This window comes from Streptomyces sp. NBC_00193 (assembly GCF_026342735.1).
Lineage (GTDB): Bacteria > Actinomycetota > Actinomycetes > Streptomycetales > Streptomycetaceae > Streptomyces > Streptomyces stoeckheimensis.
Window position 1 is genome coordinate 5,358,794 of sequence record NZ_JAPEMM010000001.1, and the last position, 16,425, is coordinate 5,375,218.

Sequence of the window (16,425 nt, forward strand, 5' to 3'; positions counted from 1 at the left end):
TGCGGACCGTATGCCCCGCGTATACCGTCCCGCGCCACGGTCGCCTCGCATCACGGTCGCACCACGGTCTCAGGCTTGGAGCTGCGCATGACTACCACCTTCCCGGACGTCACCATCAGCACGGACCGGCTGGTGCTGCGCCCCTTCGAGGAAGAAGACGTCACCGCGCTCGCCGAGATGATGAACGACGAACACGTCACCGCCTGGACCTCCGTCCCGCACCCCTACACCTACGCCGACGCGGTCACCTGGGCCACGAGGACCGCTCACACGGAGCGCACCGAGGGCCGCGGCATCGTCTTCGCCGTCACCGAGTTCCTCACCCAGCGGCTCGTCGGCATCGTGCACCTCCAGGACACCGACTGGCGCACCCGCACCACCGAGGTCGGCTACGTCACCGCACCCTGGGCCCGCGGCGAGGGCTACGCCAGCGAGTCCGTCCGCGCCGTGGCCCGCTGGCTCTTCACCGACCAGCGCTTCGAGCGCCTCGAACTGCGCACCGCCGCCGACAACACGGCCTCACAGCAAGTGGCCCAGAAGACCGGTTGCATCAGTGAAGGCGTCCTGCGCAACGCCTGCATAGTGCGCACCCAGAACCCCGACGGATCCTGGTCCGACACCCGCAGCGACCTCATCGTCTGGGGCCTGGTCCCCGAGGACCTCGACGAGGACGCCGACGGCTATCGCGACTACTCCGACGGCTACTCCGACACCTACGGGGACGGCTACTCGGACGGCTACTCCGTGGGCTACGCGGACCCCCGCGCCGACGCACGCGACGGCCACCGGATCCAGAGCGCCAACGCGAACGACGCGAACGACTACGCCCTCTTCTCGGACCGGAACTGACCGGATGACCGGGTAGTCTCACGAAGCCCGACCCTCCCTCGACGAAGCTTCGCCCTGCCCCGGCCACCGCCGGGAAGGGCCCCCTCCCACACCAGGAGACTGACGACGATGGCCGACCGGGTCACGGTGATCGGCTGGGACGGCTCCCCCCTGACCGCGGCAGCCCGGTCGGCGCTCTCCGCCGCCACCCTGGTGGCCGGCGCCGCCCACCACCTCGCACTCCCCGAAGTCCCGCCCACCGCCGAACGCGTGCGCCTGGGCAGCCTTCCCCTCGCCGCCCGCCGGATCGCCGGCCACCGCGGCACCGCCGTCGTCCTCGCCGACGGGGACCCCGGCTTCTTCGGCGTCGTACGGGCCCTGCGCGCCCCGGAACACGGCCTGGAGGTGGAGGTCGTCCCGGCCGTCTCCGCCGTCGCCGCCGCCTTCGCCCGCGCCGGAATGCCCTGGGACGACGCCCAGGTCGTCGTCGCCCACAGCCGCACCCTGCGCCGGGCCGTCAACGTCTGCCGCGCCCACTCCAAGGTCGCCGTCATCACCTCGCCCGGCGCCGGCCCCGCCGAACTCGCCCTGCTGCTCGAAGGCGTCCACCGCACCTTCGTCATCTGCGAGGAACTCGGCACCGACAAGGAACAGGTCACGGTCCTCACCTCCGACAAGGCCGCCGACCACAGCTGGCGCGACCCCAACGTGGTCATCGTCATCGGCGGTACGGGACCGGCCGCGACGGCCGCCGAACCGACCTGGCTGCTCGGCCGCGGCACGGCACCGACCGGCGGACGGGGCTGGGCCCACCCGCAGATCGACGTGGGAGAAGGGGAGTCCACGCAGCTGCGCGCGGCCCAGCTCGCCCGGCTCGGCCCGCGCACCGGAGATCTCGTCTGGGACATCGGCTCGGGCTCCGGAGCCCTCGCCGTGGACGCCGCCGCCCTCGGCGCCGCCGTCATCGCAGTCGACGCCGACCGGCAGGCCTGCGCACGCACGACCGCCGCCGCCCGGGCCCGGGGCGTACAGCTCCAGGTCGTCAACGGCCGCGCCCCGCACGTCCTGGAGACCCTGCCCGAACCCGACGTCGTCCGCGTCGGCGGCGGCGGAGCCGAGGTCGTCGCGGCCGTCGCCGACCGCCGCCCCGAACGGATCGTCAGCCACGCCTCCACGCGCGACGAGGCGGAGGCCATCGGCCGGGTCCTGACCGAGGGCGGGTACACCGTCGAGTGCGCGCTGCTCCAGTCCGTCGGCCTGGACACCCGGACGTGGACCGAACAACAGCGCTCCGTGGTGTTCCTGCTGGCCGCCGAACGCCCCGTTCACCGCCCGGACCGTACCTAGCCGCGAGCCCGGGGTAGGCTGGCCGATCGTCACACCGCCCGGACGATTCGGGCACGCGGCTCCGGCTGGACGCGCGACGTGGCGCAGTCCACAGAGGACCGTGGCGGTTATGGCCGACACGGTGGCGAACGGGCAGGACAATACTTACTGGTTGTCGTGCGGGCGTACGTGAGGCCTCGTGGGCGACCGGGCAGTCGAAGAGGCAACACCGATGGGCGAGGGGTACGCATGACTGACACCGGCCAGGTTCCGGGCGAGGGTCTCCCGGACAGCACGGGCATGGTGGATCAGCAGGGCGTCCCCGCCCCGGTTCCCCCGGTTCCCGCGTCTTCCCCGGCGACCGGGAACTACGCCTTCCAGGACCTCGTGGACAACCCGGCCGAGCCGGAGGACGAGGAACTGCTGCTGATGCCGAGCAGCCAGGGCGCGTGGAGCGACCCCCAGGTCGTCCCGCCGGTGCCCGCCTTCCCCGAGTTCCCCGAGCCCTCCGCGTACGCGGACGCCCCGTACGCGGACGGCCCCTACGCCGACTTCACGGGCGCCCCTGAGTACCAGCAGCCCCACCCGGGCCGGCTCCCGGCCCCCGAGGCGCCGCTCGGCTACGAGACCGCCGGGTACCCGCAGCAGCCCTTCGACGGGCAGCCGTTCGCGGAGCAGCCGTCCTTCGCCGACGCCTCCTACGGCGCCGGTGCGCACGAGGCCGGCGGCCGGGATTCCGGCGCGCTCGACCTCGGCGGCCTCGTGGCCCCGCAGGCCGTGTCCCAGCCCCAGCCCCCGGTGGCGCCCGTCGCCGCGGCCCCCGTGCGGCGGCCGCTGCACATGGGTCCGCCCGTGCCCGAGGCCACCGGCGGAGTCGTACGGTCCCTCGCGGACCGGGGCCCGGCCGCGGCGCCCGCGCAGGCCCCCGGGCACGCCCCGGCGCCGGCTGCGCCCGTTGCCGTCCCGGTCGCCTCCGTGCCCTCTTCCCCCGCCGACTCCGAGCCCGTGGCCCCAGCCGTGAGCACCCCGGCGATGGCCATCCCGATGCGCCAGTCCGGGCCGCCCACCACGGGGCCCGAGTACTTCGACTTCACGCAGGCCGGGGCCGAGCACGTGCCGGGCCCGGCGCAGCAGCCGGTCGAGATCCCGGTGCAGGCCGGGACGCCGTGGACCGCGGAGCCGGCTCCGGAAGCCGCGGCGGAGCCCGCGTCGGCGTCCGCCGTCGAGCCCGTGGCCCAGCAGGAGGCCCGGCCCGTCGGCGAGCCCGTCGCCGAGAGCGGTGCGGAGCCCGTCGCCGTCGCCTTCGCGGAGCCCGAGGCGGGCCTCGTACAGGAGTCCGGGGCCGTGCCCGTGGCGGAGCCGGTGCCGGCGCCCGTCGTCGTGCCCGTCGCCGAACCGGTGCTCGTGGAGCCCGCGCCGGAGGCCGTTGCCGAGCCCGTCGTCGCCGTCGAGCCCGAGGCCGCCGTCGTACCGGAGCCCGAGCCCGTCGCGGTTCCCGAGGCCCCGGCAGCCGTCGCGCCCGCGCCCGAGCCGGTCGTGGAGCCGGAGTCCGAGCCGCAGCCCGCAGAAACGGTGGTTCAGGCCGAGGAGCCGGAGCCCCTGCCCGAGCCCGTCGTCGTGGCCTCCGAGCCCGAGCCGGCCGCCGCCGCGCCGGCCGCCGCCGCGCCGGCCGCCGCCGCGCCGGCCGACGTACCGCTGGAAGCCGAGGCCCCGGAGGCCCCGGAGGCTCCCGAGGCCGGAACCGAACCGCAGCCCGAGCCGGAAGCCGAGCCCGAGGCCCCGGCCACCGAGGCGGCCCCCGGATACGCCGACGCCGAGCGCGAGGCCGTCCTGCGCGTCATGCGCGAGCGCCGTGACATCCGCAAGGGCTTCCGCCGCGACCCCATCCCGCACGAGGTGCTGCTGCGCGTCCTGGAGGCGGCCCACACCGCCCCCAGCGTCGGCCACTCCCAGCCGTGGGACTTCGTCGTCATCAAGTCCGCCGAGACCCGCCGGACCATGCACGAGCTCGCGGAGCGTCAGCGCGAGGCCTACGCGAAGTCGCTGCCCAAGGGCCGCGCCAAGCAGTTCAAGGAAATCAAGATCGAGGCCATCCTCGACACCCCGGTGAACATCGTGGTCACCGCCGACCCCACCCGTGGCGGTCGGCACACCCTGGGCCGGCACACCCAGCCGCAGATGGCCCCGTACTCCTCGGCCCTCGCCGTGGAGAACCTCTGGCTCGCCGCGCGCGCCGAGGGCCTGGGCGTCGGCTGGGTCAGCTTCTTCGACGAGCGCGAGATGGTCCGCGAGCTCGGCCTGCCGGAGCACCTGGAGGTCGTCGCGTACCTGTGCATCGGGTACGTCGACGAGTTCCCCGACGAGCCCGAGCTCGCGCAGGCCGGCTGGTCGCAGCGGCGTCCGCTCTCCTGGGTCGTGCACGAGGAGACGTACGGGCGCCGCGCGCTGCCCGGCGAGGAGCCGCACGACCTGCTCTCCGAGACGGTCGCCAGCATCCGCCCGCTCGACGCGAAGGCGCTCGGCGAGGCGTGGGAGCGGCAGAAGCGCATGACCAAGCCCGCCGGGGCCCTGGGCATGCTCGAAATCATCTCGGCCCAGCTGTCCGGCCTCTCGCGGGTCTGCCCGCCGCCGATCCCGGAGCCCGCCGCGGTCGCGATCTTCGCGGGTGACCACGGCGTGCACGCCCAGGGGGTCACCCCGTGGCCCCAGGAGGTCACCATGCAGATGGTGGCCAACTTCCTCGGCGGCGGTGCGGTGTGCAACGCGTTCGCCAACCAGGTGGGAGCCGAGGTCTGCGTGATCGACGTCGGCGTCGCCGGCGACCTCCCGGCCACGCCGGGCCTGCTGCCGCGCAAGGTCCGCCCGGGGACGGCCGACCTGTCGGTCGGCCCGGCGATGACCCGCGAGGAAGCCGTCGCCGCCATCGAGGTCGGCATCGAGACGGCCCGCGACCTGGTCGCGGCGGGGAACAAGGCCCTCCTGACGGGCGAGATGGGCATCGCCAACACCACGGTGTCGGCGGCGCTGATCTCGGTCTTCACCGGGGTGGACCCGGGCGAGGTCACCGGGCGGGGCACCGGCATCAACGACGAGACGCACGCCCGCAAGGTCGAGGTCGTGCGCCGCGCCCTGGAACTCCACCAGCCGGACCCGGCGGACCCGATCGGCGTCCTGGCGGCCATCGGCGGCCTGGAGCACGCGGCGATCGTGGGCCTCCTCCTCGGTGGAGCCTCCCTGCGGACCCCGGTGATCCTGGACGGCGTCAGCGCCGGTGCGGCCGCGCTGGTGGCCCGTGCGATCGCTCCGGAGTCGCTGTCCGCGTGCATCGCGGGACACCGCAGCGCGGAGCCGGGCCACGTGGCCGCCCTGAACAAGCTCGGGCTGCGCCCGCTCGTCGACCTGGACCTGCGCCTCGGCGAAGGTACGGGGGCGCTGCTGGCGCTGCCGCTGGTGCAGAGCGCTGCGCGGGCGATGCACGAGGTGGCCACGTTCGACTCGGCGGGTGTCACGGAGAAGTAGCGGGGGCTGCGGGGGCCGGCGCCGGGGCCGGGGTGGGGTGTCGTCCGGGACTCATGATTTATGGCGCCCTGTGCACGCTGCGCCCCGGACGGCCTTGTTTTCGCGCCAACAAATCACGTTTTACGTCCCGGACGACACCCCACCCCGTCCCCGTCACCGGCAAAATCCAGCCTCGCCGGCGTTTGAGGCGCGGGGGTCCGGGGGCGGAGCCCCCGAAGGGGCCCGGGGCGGAGCCCCGGTTTCGGGAAGGGGCGGGGTGGGGAAAGCCCCGCAGGGCCCCCGATGAGCCCCGTCGGCCCGTCAGCCTCAATCCCGCCTCGGGAGCGAGTCCCGTACGAGCCGGGGATCATGGGGCGGGAGCCCCGTGGCCTGGGCCGGAGCCGGGGCAGCGCCAGGCCGGGGAACCGCCCCCAAAGCGACCACCGCGCAGGTGGGTCGTATCGTGGACCCCGGACGGGCCACCGCACGTCACCGCCCGATCAGCCGCTCCAGCGACGCAGCGGCCCGCCCTCACCGCCGCATCAGGAGCCGCAACCGCCATGGGACACCCGGCACACCCCGCCTACCCCGTCGGACTCCGTCTCACGGGCCGCCGCGTCGTCGTGATCGGCGGTGGCCAGGTCGCCCAGCGCCGGCTGCCCGCGCTCATCGCGGCCGGCGCCGACATCGTCCTGATCTCACCCTCCGCGACCCCCTCCGTGGACGCCATGGCGGAGACCGGTGAGATCCGCTGGGAGCGCCGCCGCTACGAGGACGGCGACCTGGCCGGCGCCTGGTACGCCCTGGTGGCCACCCGGGACCGTGCCGCCAACGACGCCGCCTCCGCCGAGGCGGAGCGCGAGCGGATCTGGTGCGTCCGCGCGGACGACGCCGAGGCCGCGAGCGCCTGGACCCCGGCCACCGGCCGGGTGGAGGGCGTCACCGTCGCCGTGCTGAGCGGCAACGACCCCCGCCGCTCCGCCGCCGTCCGCGACGCGGTCGTCGAGGGGCTGCGGGACGGCTCCCTGACCGCCGCCCGCCCGCACACCCCGGGCGTGTCCCTGGTCGGCGGCGGGCCCGGCGACCCGGACCTGATCACGGTCCGCGGCCGCCGCCTCCTCGCCGAGGCCGACGTGGTCATCGCGGACCGGCTCGGCCCCCGTGACCTCCTGGACGAGCTCCCGCCGCACGTCGAGGTCATCGACGCGGCGAAGATCCCGTACGGCCGTTTCATGGCCCAGGAGGCCATCAACGACGCCCTCATCACCCACGCCAAGGCCGGCAAGGCCGTGGTCCGGCTCAAGGGCGGGGACCCGTACGTGTTCGGCCGCGGCATGGAGGAGCTCCAGGCCCTCGCCGAGGCCGGCATCCCCTGCACCGTGGTGCCCGGCATCTCCAGCTCCATCTCGGTTCCCGGCGCGGCCGGCATCCCGGTCACCCACCGGGGCGTGGCCCACGAGTTCACCGTGGTCAGCGGCCACGTCGGCCCCGACGACCCGCGCTCGCTGGTGGACTGGGCCTCGCTGGCCAAGCTCACCGGCACCCTGGTCGTCCTCATGGGCGTCGACAAGATCGGCCTGATCGCCGAGGCGCTGGTCCGCCACGGCCGCCCCGCCGACACGGCCGTCGCCGTCATCCAGGAGGGCACCACCGCTTCCCAGCGCCGGGTGGACGCCACCCTGGCCACGGTCGGCGAGACCGTCCTCGCCCAGGACGTGCGGCCGCCCGCCGTCATCGTGATCGGCGACGTGGTGAAGGTGCACCGGCCCGAAGCCGAGTGACGTCCCCGCAATCCCGCAACCCGGCAGAGCCGTTGGCACCGCACCCAGGACAAGGCAGTATCACCCTGTGGCTGATCTCATCACCGTCGAGGACCCCGACGACCCGCGCCTGCGCGACTACACGGGCCTGACCGACGTAGAACTCCGGCGCAGGCGCGAGCCCGCGGAAGGTCTCTTCATCGCCGAAGGCGAGAAGGTGATCAGACGCGCCAAGGACGCCGGGTACGAGATGCGCTCGATGCTGCTCTCCGCGAAGTGGGTCGACGTCATGCGCGACGTCATCGACGAGCTCCCGGCCCCGGTCTACGCCGTCAGCCCGGAGCTCGCCGAGCGCGTCACCGGCTACCACGTGCACCGCGGCGCCCTCGCCTCCATGCAGCGCAAGCCGCTGCCCACGGCCGAGGAACTGCTCGCCACCACCCGGCGCGTGGTCATCATGGAAGCGGTGAACGACCACACCAACATCGGCGCCATCTTCCGCAGCGCGGCCGCCCTCGGCATGGACGCGGTCCTGCTCTCGCCCGACTGTGCGGACCCGCTCTACCGACGCTCCGTCAAGGTCTCCATGGGCGCGGTGTTCTCCGTCCCGTACGCCCGGCTGGACGCCTGGCCCAAGGGCCTGGACTCGGTCCGCGAGGCCGGCTTCAAGCTGCTGGCCCTCACCCCGCACCAGAAGGCCTCGCCGATCGACGAGGCCGCCCCGCAGACGCTGGAGCGGGTCGCGCTGATGCTGGGCGCGGAGGGGGACGGGCTGTCGACCCAGGCACTGGTCGCCGCCGACGAGTGGGTACGGATCCCCATGGCGGCCGGCGTGGACTCGCTGAACGTGGGCGCGGCCGCGGCCGTCGCCTTCTACGCGGTGGCCAGCGGTCGTCCGTAGGGTCCGGACACGGCCTAGAGCTTCTGGGCCAGCGCGATGCCCAGCGCCACGAGCAACGTCACCACGACGAAGACGATCAGGCGCTGGCGCATCAGCTTGGGGTCCGGCCGGGACGGCCGCCGCCCGGTGCCCGTCGTACGGGGAGCCGGGCGGCCGCCCGTACGCCCGGCGGTGGAGCCGGGGCCCCGCGAGCCGGTGCTGCGGGCCGAGGAGGGCCGCGAATCCGGCCCGCCGCGCGGTCCCTGACCCTTGGTCTGCGCCTTCCCCTGACCCGCCCCGGTTCCCGTACCCGGACGTCCCGGAACGGGAGTGCCGGCGCTGCGGCGCTCCGTGCGCTGGTCGGCGTAACCGTCGATGTCCTCGACGTAGCCCTCGGGCAGCCGCCCCGTCGGCCGCTCGGTGCGCGCACGCTGCGCCGGCGGGCGGATGTCGCCCATCCCGTGCGCCTCGCGGGCCGCGATCTCCTTGAGCCGCATCGACAGCTGGAGCGTGGTCGGCCGCTCGTCGGGATCCTTCGCCAGGCAGGCCCGTACGAGGGGCGCGAGCGCGTCCGGAACACCCTGGAGGTGCGGCTCCTCGTGCACCACCCGGTACAGCATGACCTCGGAACTGCCGTGTCCGAAGGGCGAGTCGGCGGTGGCCGCGTAGGCGAGGGTGGCGCCGAGGGAGAAGACGTCCGTGGCGGGGGTGACGGCGGCGCCGCGCACCTGCTCGGGAGCCAGGAAGCCGGGGGATCCCACGGCCGTTCCCACGTGCGTGAGGGTGCTGGCCCCGGTGGCCCAGGCGATCCCGAAGTCGATGATGCGCGGGCCCTTGGGCGACAGCAGGATGTTCGAGGGCTTGAGGTCGCGGTGGACCACCCCGGCCTCGTGCACGGCGACCAGTCCCTCGGAGAGCGCGGCGCCGATGGCGGCGATGGCCGCGGCCGTCAGGGGGCCTTCCTCGGCCACCTTGTCGTGCAGGGAGGGGCCGGGCACGTACTGCGTGGCGAACCAGGGGCGCTCCGCCTCCAGGTCCGCGGCGACCAGGCGCGCGGTGCACCCGCCGCGGATCCGCCGGGCGGCGGAGACCTCGCGCGCGAAGCGCGAACGGAACTCCTGGTCCTCGGCCAGGTCCGGCCGGATCACCTTGAGCGCGACGCGCTGTCCGCGCCGGTCGGAGCCCAGATAGACGACGCCCATGCCGCCGGCGCCGAGGCGCCGGTGCAGCCTGAACGAGCCGACGACACGCGGGTCCTCGCGCCGGAGCCGCATCATCGCCATGTCCACCCCGCTGACCGGTCGTCCTGTTGACGTGGCACAGCTTACGGACCATCCGGCATGCGCGCTCAGAGGCCGCGCCCTCGCCGATGGATTCGATTGTCAGTACGGGGCGGTCCACTTGGGGAGTCGCCGGACCACCGGTAGGACGCATGTGCGGAGCGGGCCCGTTCGGCCAAGCCGGGCCGGACTCAAGGGAATTGGGGTTCGGGGCGGGGTGATGGGGGAGCGGCGGCCGCCGGTCGGACCGGGCCCGTCCGGTTGATCTTGGGAGCGCCTGGTCGGGGGCTCGGTGTGTGCGGTGAGTGACGGAAGTGAGCGAAGTCACTACGCTCCGGTCATCCCCTCCGGGATGACCCTCAGACCGGGGGGCGGGTCTCCACCCAGGGGAGTACGCGGGGGGTGGGGTCCTCATCCTCCTGGAGGCCAGGCAATGGGTACGAAGGCATGAGGCCAGAAGCCTTTCCCGCGCCTAGTGTTGAAGACAAGCGGCGGGTGGAGTCACTCGTCCCCCGAGGTCATGAACCCGCCGCTGCCAAACGACAGGGAGAGGACCATGGCGGACATCGCACGGCAGGGACGCAAGGCATTCGCGTTCAACAGCCATGAGTCCGGTCGTCGCCACCCACTGGTGGCCGCGGCCATGGTGCTCCCCCTGGCCGCCGTCCTGCTCTTCGTCTTCGGAGGCTTCGACCAGGTGGCGGCACAGGCGTCGTCCGTAAGCGTGATGCTGGGGCGCTGAGCGGCGCCCCGGGCCCAGGAGAGCGGCCTGGGCCGGGACTGTCACCGACCGCACCCCGTGGGGACGGGGGAGTGGTCGACGGACGGCAGGTGAAGGGTGCTGCGCGTACGGCTGGGGAGCCGGACGCGCAGCACCCTTTTTCATGCCCGCGCGCACACCCCCTCGCACCCCCCTTGGCACCACTCGGCCTCGCCGCGCCCTTCGCGCCACTCGGGGCGGGCGCGCTTCTTGGGCTTCGCGTCACTGGTCCGGACTCCGTCGGGCGCTGCCGCCACCGCCGGGCAGCGTCGGCGCGCTTGCCGGGCTTCGCGTTTACGTGTCGGCCTCAGTCCGGACGTGCCGCGACTGCTGCCGGGCGGCGTCGGCGGGCCTCGGGGCCCGGTGCCGGACTCGGGCCGGTGGCGGTCGGCGGTGCTCGGACGGCGGTGCGGCGACTGCCGCGCGGCAGCGTCGGCGTGCTTCCTGGGCTTCGGGTCGCTGGTCCGGGCTCCGTCGGGCGGTGCCGTGACTGCCGCCGGGCAGCGTCGGCGGGCCTCGGGGCCCGGTGCCGGACTCGGGCCGGTGGTGGTCGGCGGTGCTCGGACGGCGGTGCCGCCACTGCCGCGCGGCCCCGTGCTGCGTACCCTCGTCCCGAGGAGCACCCGCCGGGGTGCGGAGCACGGGGAGAGCCGAGGCGTGGTTCCGCTGGAGCGAGTGAGCGCGGCCGAGCTCGCCGCGTACGCGGGCGCGGTGGAGTACGTGCTCCTCGCGGACCGCGACGACGGCACCGTGGTCCGCTGCGGGGACGTCGTGGCCAAGGCGCACGCGGGCGACAGCGATCCCGACGCCCTGGCGGTACGAATCCGGGTGGCCGGGGACCCCGCGCTGGCCGGGGTGCTGCTGCCCCCGCTGCGCACCGGGCTCGGCCTGGTCGGCTCCCGGCCCGTCTCCTTGTGGCCCTACGGTGCTCCGGTCGCTCCGGACCGCCCCGAGGAGGCCCCCTGGGAGCCCGCCGCCGAGCTCCTGGCCGCCCTCCACCGGACCCCGCTCCACCACCTCCCGTACCCGCTCCCCCCGATGCGCGGCCCGGCGAAACTCGCCCGCGCCCTCCACCGCCTCGACGCGGCGCACCCGCCCGAGCCCCCGGTCGCGGCGGGGCACCCCGCGCCGGGACGCCCCGCGCCCGCGGAAGCCGACGCCCCGAGCGGTGCACGGCGGGGGCACCCGGCCGGGGAGCGCCCCTCGGACGGCAGCCACGGCCGCGACTCCGACCGCGACCGTGGCCACAACTGCGACCACGCCCCCGGCTCCGGCTGCGGCCGTGACCCCGGCTCTTGCTCCGGCCCCGGCTGCGACTCCGGCCGTGCCCCCGGCTCCGGCTGCGGCTGCGACCCCGGTTGCGGCTCCGGCCACGGCCGTGACTGCGAACACGAGCGTGGCCACGACCGCGGCTCCGCCGACACGCCGCCCCGGGTCGCCGCGGCCACCGCGCTCGCCGCCGGTGCGTCCTCCGGCCGCGCCGACCGGGCCCGTCGGGCCGTGCTGTCCATCCCCGCCGGGCAGGCGGTTCCGGCCGGGCCGGCGGGCATGGACGCCGACGCCGCGGAGTTGGCGCGGCTCGTACGGGCCGCCGCGGCCACGCTCCCCGGGTGGGCCCGGGGGGAGGCTCCGGCGCCGTCGGGCGGCGCGCTCTGCCACGGCGATCTGCACCTCGGGCAGCTGGTCCGGGGCCCGGCCGGGGGCTGGCGGCTGATCGACGTGGACGACCTGGGACTCGGCACGCCCGCCTGGGACCTCGCCCGGCCCGCGGCCTGGTACGCCGCCGGGCTGCTGGACACCGGGACCTGGCTGCGCTTCCTCGACGCCTACCGCGCCGCGGGCGGCCCCGCGGCCGGTCCGCCCGGCAGCGACCCCTGGCCGGAACTCGACCTCGCGGCCCGCGCGCTCACCGTGCAGACGGCCGCGCTGGCCCTCGCCAAGGCCGCCCGCGAGCGGCGCCGACTCGACGACGTGGAGCGGCTGATGGTGGAGGCCTGTGCCCGAATTGCCTCCCTCCCGCCCGACTTGGAGCCGAAGCCTCCGTCGTAGGGTGAGCCTCACGGCACCGGGTACGCATCCGGTGTCGACGCGAACGGCGAGGAGTTGATCCGGTCATGCAGTGTCCGAAGTGTCACGCGATGATGCACACGTACAACCGCAACGGTGTCCAGATCGAGCAGTGCAGCGGCTGCCGGGGCATCTTCCTCGACTACGGAGAGCTGGAGGCGCTGACCCGCCTGGAGTCCCAGTACACCTCCCAGTACGGCCAGGTCCCGCCCCCGGCCGCCCCGCCGGCGCCCGCCCCCGCCGCGTACCCGCAGCAGCACGCGGCCCCCGCGCCCGCCTGGGGCGCCCCGCAGCACGGCGGCTACGGTCACGGCCACGGTCACGGCCACCGCAAGGGCGGCTTCGGCCGGATGCTCTTCTCCTCCTGAGTCCGAGCGGGCGGGGTGAGGGGACCGGAACCGACCGGCTCCCACCCGTCCTCCCGCCCCGGGCCCACGGGCCCCGCGGGGGACCGCAGCCCGCACACGCGAAAGCCCCGGCCGTGGGAACGGCCGGGGCTTTCGGAAATCTGGTGCGCGATACTGGGATTGAACCAGTGACCTCTTCCGTGTCAGGGAAGCGCTCTCCCGCTGAGCTAATCGCGCGGGACCACGTTCACGGTGCGAGCACCGCAGGTTGCAGGTGTGAAGCGTACTGCGTGCGCGATACTGGGATTGAACCAGTGACCTCTTCCGTGTCAGGGAAGCGCTCTCCCGCTGAGCTAATCGCGCGGGGATCCTTGCGGACCAGTGGACGATACTGGGATTGAACCAGTGACCTCTTCCGTGTCAGGGAAGCGCTCTCCCGCTGAGCTAATCGTCCTTGGAGGTGGAGACGGGATTTGAACCCGTGTAGACGGCTTTGCAGGCCGTTGCCTCGCCTCTCGGCCACTCCACCATGGAGCAAGCAGGGGGTCCTCGGGAAGATGATCCCCCACCTTAGAGCGGACGACGAGACTCGAACTCGCGACATCCACCTTGGCAAGGTGGTGCTCTACCAACTGAGCTACGTCCGCAGGTCACCGTGTTCGCTCCGGGGTTTTTCCCCTTCGCTCCCTGGCGACGTGTTGAACTCTAGCGGATTCCCGGGCCAGCTCAAAAACGCGTTTCCGCAGCGTGCTGCCGCCCGATCACCGCCGGTCACCCGGCGGACGCCTCACCGGCGCCCGGGCGTCACCGGTCATAGACTCGCAGCCGTGCACGACCTGCCTCCCCTCGCCCGCTTCGGCGGCCTTCTCGCGACCGACCTCCGAGACGTCACCAGTGATCCTGGTGCCCTCGACTCCACCGGCTTCTGGGCGGTGACGGCCGATTTCGAAGGCCGTCTCGTCTGTGCGCGCTTCGGGGACATACGCCCCGACCCGGTGCCGGCCCCCGTCCCAGGGGCCTGGCGCGGCCCCGACGCCGACGAGTGGACCTCCTCCCTCGGCCGCGCCGAGTACACCGCGGGCGTACGCCGCATCCGCGAGCACATCGAGGCGGGGGAGGTCTACCAGGCCAACCTCTGCCGCGTGATGTCCGCGCCGCTCCCCGATCCGGCGGGCGCCGATGTGGACGCCCTGACCGCGCTGCTCGCGCGCGGCAACCCGGCCCCGTACGCAGGAACGATTCGGCTGCCGGCCCACGGCGTCGAGATCGCCACCGCGTCCCCCGAGCTCTACCTGCGCCGCGCCGGCCGTCGCGTCGAGTCCGGCCCGATCAAGGGCACCGGCCGCACCGCCGCCGATCTGCTGCCCAAGGACCACGCCGAGAACGTGATGATCGTGGACCTCGTACGCAACGACCTCGGCCGGGTCTGCGCCACCGGCTCCGTGACCGTCCCGGAGCTGTGCGCGCTCGAAGAGCACCCGGGCCTCGTCCACCTCGTCTCCACCGTCGCCGGGGAGCTCGCCGAGGGCGCCGGCTGGCCCGAGCTGCTCGCCGCGACCTTCCCGCCCGGCTCCGTCACCGGAGCCCCCAAATCCTCCGCCCTGCGGATCATCGAGGCCCTGGAGACCGCCCCGCGCGGCCCCTACTGCGGAGGCATCGGCTGGGTCGACGCAGACCGGGGCACGGCGGAGCTCGCCGTCGGCATCCGGACCTTCTGGATCGACCGCACGGCCCCCGGCGGCCCCCGGCTGCTCTTCGGCACCGGTGCCGGGATCACCTGGGGTTCCGACCCCGACCGCGAGTGGGCGGAGACCGAGCTGAAGGCCGCCCGCCTGCTGCGGGTAGCGTCGGGAGCCGTCGAGGCGCACGCAACCGGTCCCACCGGTGCGGGCGGCACGACGGGAACGACGGAAGCACAGACCGACGAAAGAGGGAGAACCGTACGGTGAGGATCTGGCTCGACGGAACACTGCGGGACGCCGACGAAGCGAAGGTGTCCGTGTTCGACCACGGCCTCACCGTCGGCGACGGGGTCTTCGAGACGCTCAAGGCGGAGCGCGGGACGACCTTCGCACTCACCCGGCACCTGGAGCGGCTGACCCGCTCGGCCCGGGGGCTCGGCCTCCCGGACCCGGACGAGGACGAGGTGCGCCGCGCCTGCGCCGCCGTACTGGAGGCCAATCCGGTCCCGCTCGGCCGGCTGCGCGTCACCTACACCGGGGGCGTCTCCCCGCTCGGCTCCGACCGCGGGGAGGCCGGCCCGACGCTGATCGTCGCGCTGGCCGGGGCCACGCGCCGCCCCGACACCACCGCCGTGGTCACCGTGCCGTGGGTGCGCAACGAGCGCTCCGCCGTGGTCGGCCTGAAGACCACCTCGTACGCCGAGAACGTGGTCGCGCTCGCCGCCGCCCACCGGGCCGGCGCCTCCGAGGCCCTTTTCGCCAATACCGTCGGGCGGCTCTGCGAGGGCACCGGCTCCAACGTGTTCGTCGTCCTCGACGGGCAGCTGCACACCCCGCCCGTGGCCTCCGGCTGCCTCGCGGGCATCACCCGGGCGCTCGTCGCCGAATGGTGCGGGGCCAAGGAGACAGACCTGCCCTTCGAAGCGCTGGAGCAGGCGGAGGAGGTCTTCCTGACCTCCTCCCTGCGCGACGTCCAGGCGGTCGTACGGATCGACGGGCGCGAGCTGGGCTCCGCCCCCGGCCCCGTCACGGCCGAGGCCATGCGGATCTTCGACGCCCGCTCCGCCGAGGACGCCGATCCCCGCTCCTGACCGGGGCCGGACATATCTGCTGTGCTTCGGGCCGCAGGGCGGGTAGAACTCGACTGATGACCACCACCCTGCGGCCGAGCGGGCCGCTTCAGCAGAGCACCGGCGGGGCGCGCTCGCGCCCGTACGAGATCCGCGTCAACAGCAGGCGCGTCGGCGCCCTGCTGCTCGCCGCGGACACCCCCTTCGGGCCGACGGTCGCCGAGATCCGCGACCTCGCCGTCGAGGAGCCCGACCGGCGGCGCGGCCGTGCCACGGTCGCCGCGCTCGCCGCCGAGGAGGTGCTGCGCGGCTGGGGCTGCCGGCGGATCAGAGTCTCGGTCCCGGCCGGCTCGGAGGGCGGCCTGCGGCTGGCCGGCTCCCTCGGGTACGCCGAGTACAGCCGCAACATGGCCAAGGAGCTCCCGGCCGGGCCACCCGCCCTGTCCGAGGGGGTGGCCGGGCGCCCGATGACGGAGGCCGAGTTCGAGAGCTGGCACGCGCAGGCGCTGGAGAGCTACGCGCAGGACTGGGTCGGCCGCGGCATGCCGGCCGAGGCCGCACGGGCGAAGTCGGTGAACGACCACGCGTCCATGCTGCCGCTGGGCCTGGCCACCCCGGGCGTCAGCTTCTCCGTGCTGGAGGCTGCCGGTGTCCGCGTGGGCACCGTATGGGTCGCGCCGAACGGCGGGGGCTCGTACGTCTACGACGTCGCGGTCGCCGAGGAGCACCGGGGCCGCGGCCACGGCCGGGACCTGATGCTCCTCGCGGAGGGCACCGCCCTCGCCGCCGGCCACCGGGTGCTCGCCCTGCACGTCTTCACGGACAACGTCCCGGCCCTGCGGCTCTACGAGTCCCTCGGCTACCGGACGACGGACTTCAACTACGCCAAGGACCTGATCTAGGCCGCGACGACCGAGACGGCCGAGG

Annotated in this window: 11 protein-coding genes, 5 tRNA genes and 2 pseudogenes; 12 read left to right on the forward strand and 6 right to left on the reverse strand. The window is 74.4% G+C overall.

The features are described 5' to 3' along the window. Positions 1–87 precede the first annotated feature (87 nt). From OG898_RS23940 to OG898_RS23960, 5 genes are all read left to right on the forward strand, one after another. Positions 88–849, forward strand: coding sequence for a GNAT family N-acetyltransferase (locus OG898_RS23940; protein WP_266959140.1), 762 nt, complete (start codon positions 88–90; stop codon positions 847–849). 108 nt (positions 850–957) lie between these two features. Further along, positions 958–2,175: a precorrin-6y C5,15-methyltransferase (decarboxylating) subunit CbiE gene (gene cbiE, locus OG898_RS23945; protein ID WP_250744683.1), complete on the forward strand. Its 1,218-nt coding sequence runs from the start codon at positions 958–960 to the stop codon at positions 2,173–2,175. Positions 2,176–2,403: 228 nt separating this feature from the next. Continuing rightward, positions 2,404–5,673, forward strand: a complete 3,270-nt coding sequence (gene cobT, locus OG898_RS23950; protein ID WP_266959142.1) for a nicotinate-nucleotide--dimethylbenzimidazole phosphoribosyltransferase — start codon at positions 2,404–2,406, stop codon at positions 5,671–5,673. A gap of 539 nt (positions 5,674–6,212) precedes the next feature. After that, a complete protein-coding gene (gene cobA, locus OG898_RS23955; RefSeq protein ID WP_250744685.1) occupies positions 6,213–7,433 on the forward strand; it encodes a uroporphyrinogen-III C-methyltransferase in 1,221 nt (406 codons plus the stop codon). Positions 7,434–7,500: 67 nt separating this feature from the next. Continuing rightward, the gene (locus tag OG898_RS23960) at positions 7,501–8,313 is read left to right on the forward strand and encodes an RNA methyltransferase (protein ID WP_250744686.1); all 813 of its coding nucleotides are present in this window, start codon (positions 7,501–7,503) and stop codon (positions 8,311–8,313) included. A gap of 14 nt (positions 8,314–8,327) precedes the next feature. Here the strand turns inward: OG898_RS23960 and OG898_RS23965 are convergent, their stop codons facing one another. Beyond that, positions 8,328–9,581, reverse strand: a complete 1,254-nt coding sequence (locus OG898_RS23965; protein ID WP_266959145.1) for a serine/threonine-protein kinase — start codon at positions 9,579–9,581, stop codon at positions 8,328–8,330. Between the two features lie 547 nt (positions 9,582–10,128). Here OG898_RS23965 and OG898_RS23970 point away from each other — a divergent pair. The 4 genes and pseudogenes from OG898_RS23970 to OG898_RS23980 all read left to right on the forward strand — a co-directional run bounded on the left by OG898_RS23970 (position 10,129) and on the right by OG898_RS23980 (position 12,767). After that, positions 10,129–10,314 carry a hypothetical protein gene (locus tag OG898_RS23970; RefSeq protein ID WP_250744688.1) on the forward strand — a complete coding sequence of 62 codons (186 nt, stop codon included), beginning with the start codon at positions 10,129–10,131 and terminating at the stop codon, positions 10,312–10,314. A gap of 684 nt (positions 10,315–10,998) precedes the next feature. Next, positions 10,999–11,427, forward strand: a pseudogene (locus tag OG898_RS36290) (aminoglycoside phosphotransferase family protein); the annotation flags it as partial. 507 nt (positions 11,428–11,934) lie between these two features. Continuing rightward, positions 11,935–12,381: pseudogene (locus OG898_RS36295) on the forward strand (phosphotransferase family protein); the annotation flags it as partial. A gap of 65 nt (positions 12,382–12,446) precedes the next feature. Continuing rightward, a complete protein-coding gene (locus OG898_RS23980) occupies positions 12,447–12,767 on the forward strand; it encodes a zf-TFIIB domain-containing protein (protein ID WP_250744689.1) in 321 nt (106 codons plus the stop codon). Positions 12,768–12,908: 141 nt separating this feature from the next. On the opposite strand, the gene OG898_RS23985 is transcribed toward OG898_RS23980, so the two are convergent. The 5 genes from OG898_RS23985 to OG898_RS24005 all read right to left on the reverse strand — a co-directional run bounded on the left by OG898_RS23985 (position 12,909) and on the right by OG898_RS24005 (position 13,393). After that, positions 12,909–12,983, reverse strand: a tRNA-Val gene (locus tag OG898_RS23985). A gap of 54 nt (positions 12,984–13,037) precedes the next feature. Then, positions 13,038–13,109: transfer RNA gene (locus tag OG898_RS23990), tRNA-Val, on the reverse strand. A 19-nt stretch (positions 13,110–13,128) separates the two neighbouring features. After that, a tRNA-Val gene (locus OG898_RS23995) sits at positions 13,129–13,200 on the reverse strand. 1 nt (position 13,201) lies between these two features. Next, positions 13,202–13,275 (reverse strand) — tRNA-Cys (locus tag OG898_RS24000). 45 nt (positions 13,276–13,320) lie between these two features. Beyond that, positions 13,321–13,393 (reverse strand) — tRNA-Gly (locus OG898_RS24005). A 180-nt stretch (positions 13,394–13,573) separates the two neighbouring features. On the opposite strand from OG898_RS24005, the gene OG898_RS24010 reads away from it, so the two are divergent. From OG898_RS24010 to OG898_RS24020, 3 genes are read left to right on the forward strand one after another with little or no spacing between them, the layout of a single operon-like run. After that, entirely contained in the window at positions 13,574–14,695 is a 1,122-nt protein-coding gene (locus OG898_RS24010; protein WP_250744690.1) for a chorismate-binding protein, read from the forward strand. Beyond that, positions 14,692–15,519 carry an aminotransferase class IV gene (locus tag OG898_RS24015; protein ID WP_266959148.1) on the forward strand — a complete coding sequence of 276 codons (828 nt, stop codon included), beginning with the start codon at positions 14,692–14,694 and terminating at the stop codon, positions 15,517–15,519. The genes OG898_RS24010 and OG898_RS24015 overlap by 4 nt, the downstream gene beginning before the upstream one ends. Positions 15,520–15,575: 56 nt before the next feature. After that, on the forward strand, positions 15,576–16,400 hold the full coding sequence (locus OG898_RS24020; RefSeq protein ID WP_266959150.1) for a GNAT family N-acetyltransferase: 825 nt from the start codon (positions 15,576–15,578) through the stop codon (positions 16,398–16,400). The last annotated feature ends 25 nt before the right edge of the window (positions 16,401–16,425 follow it).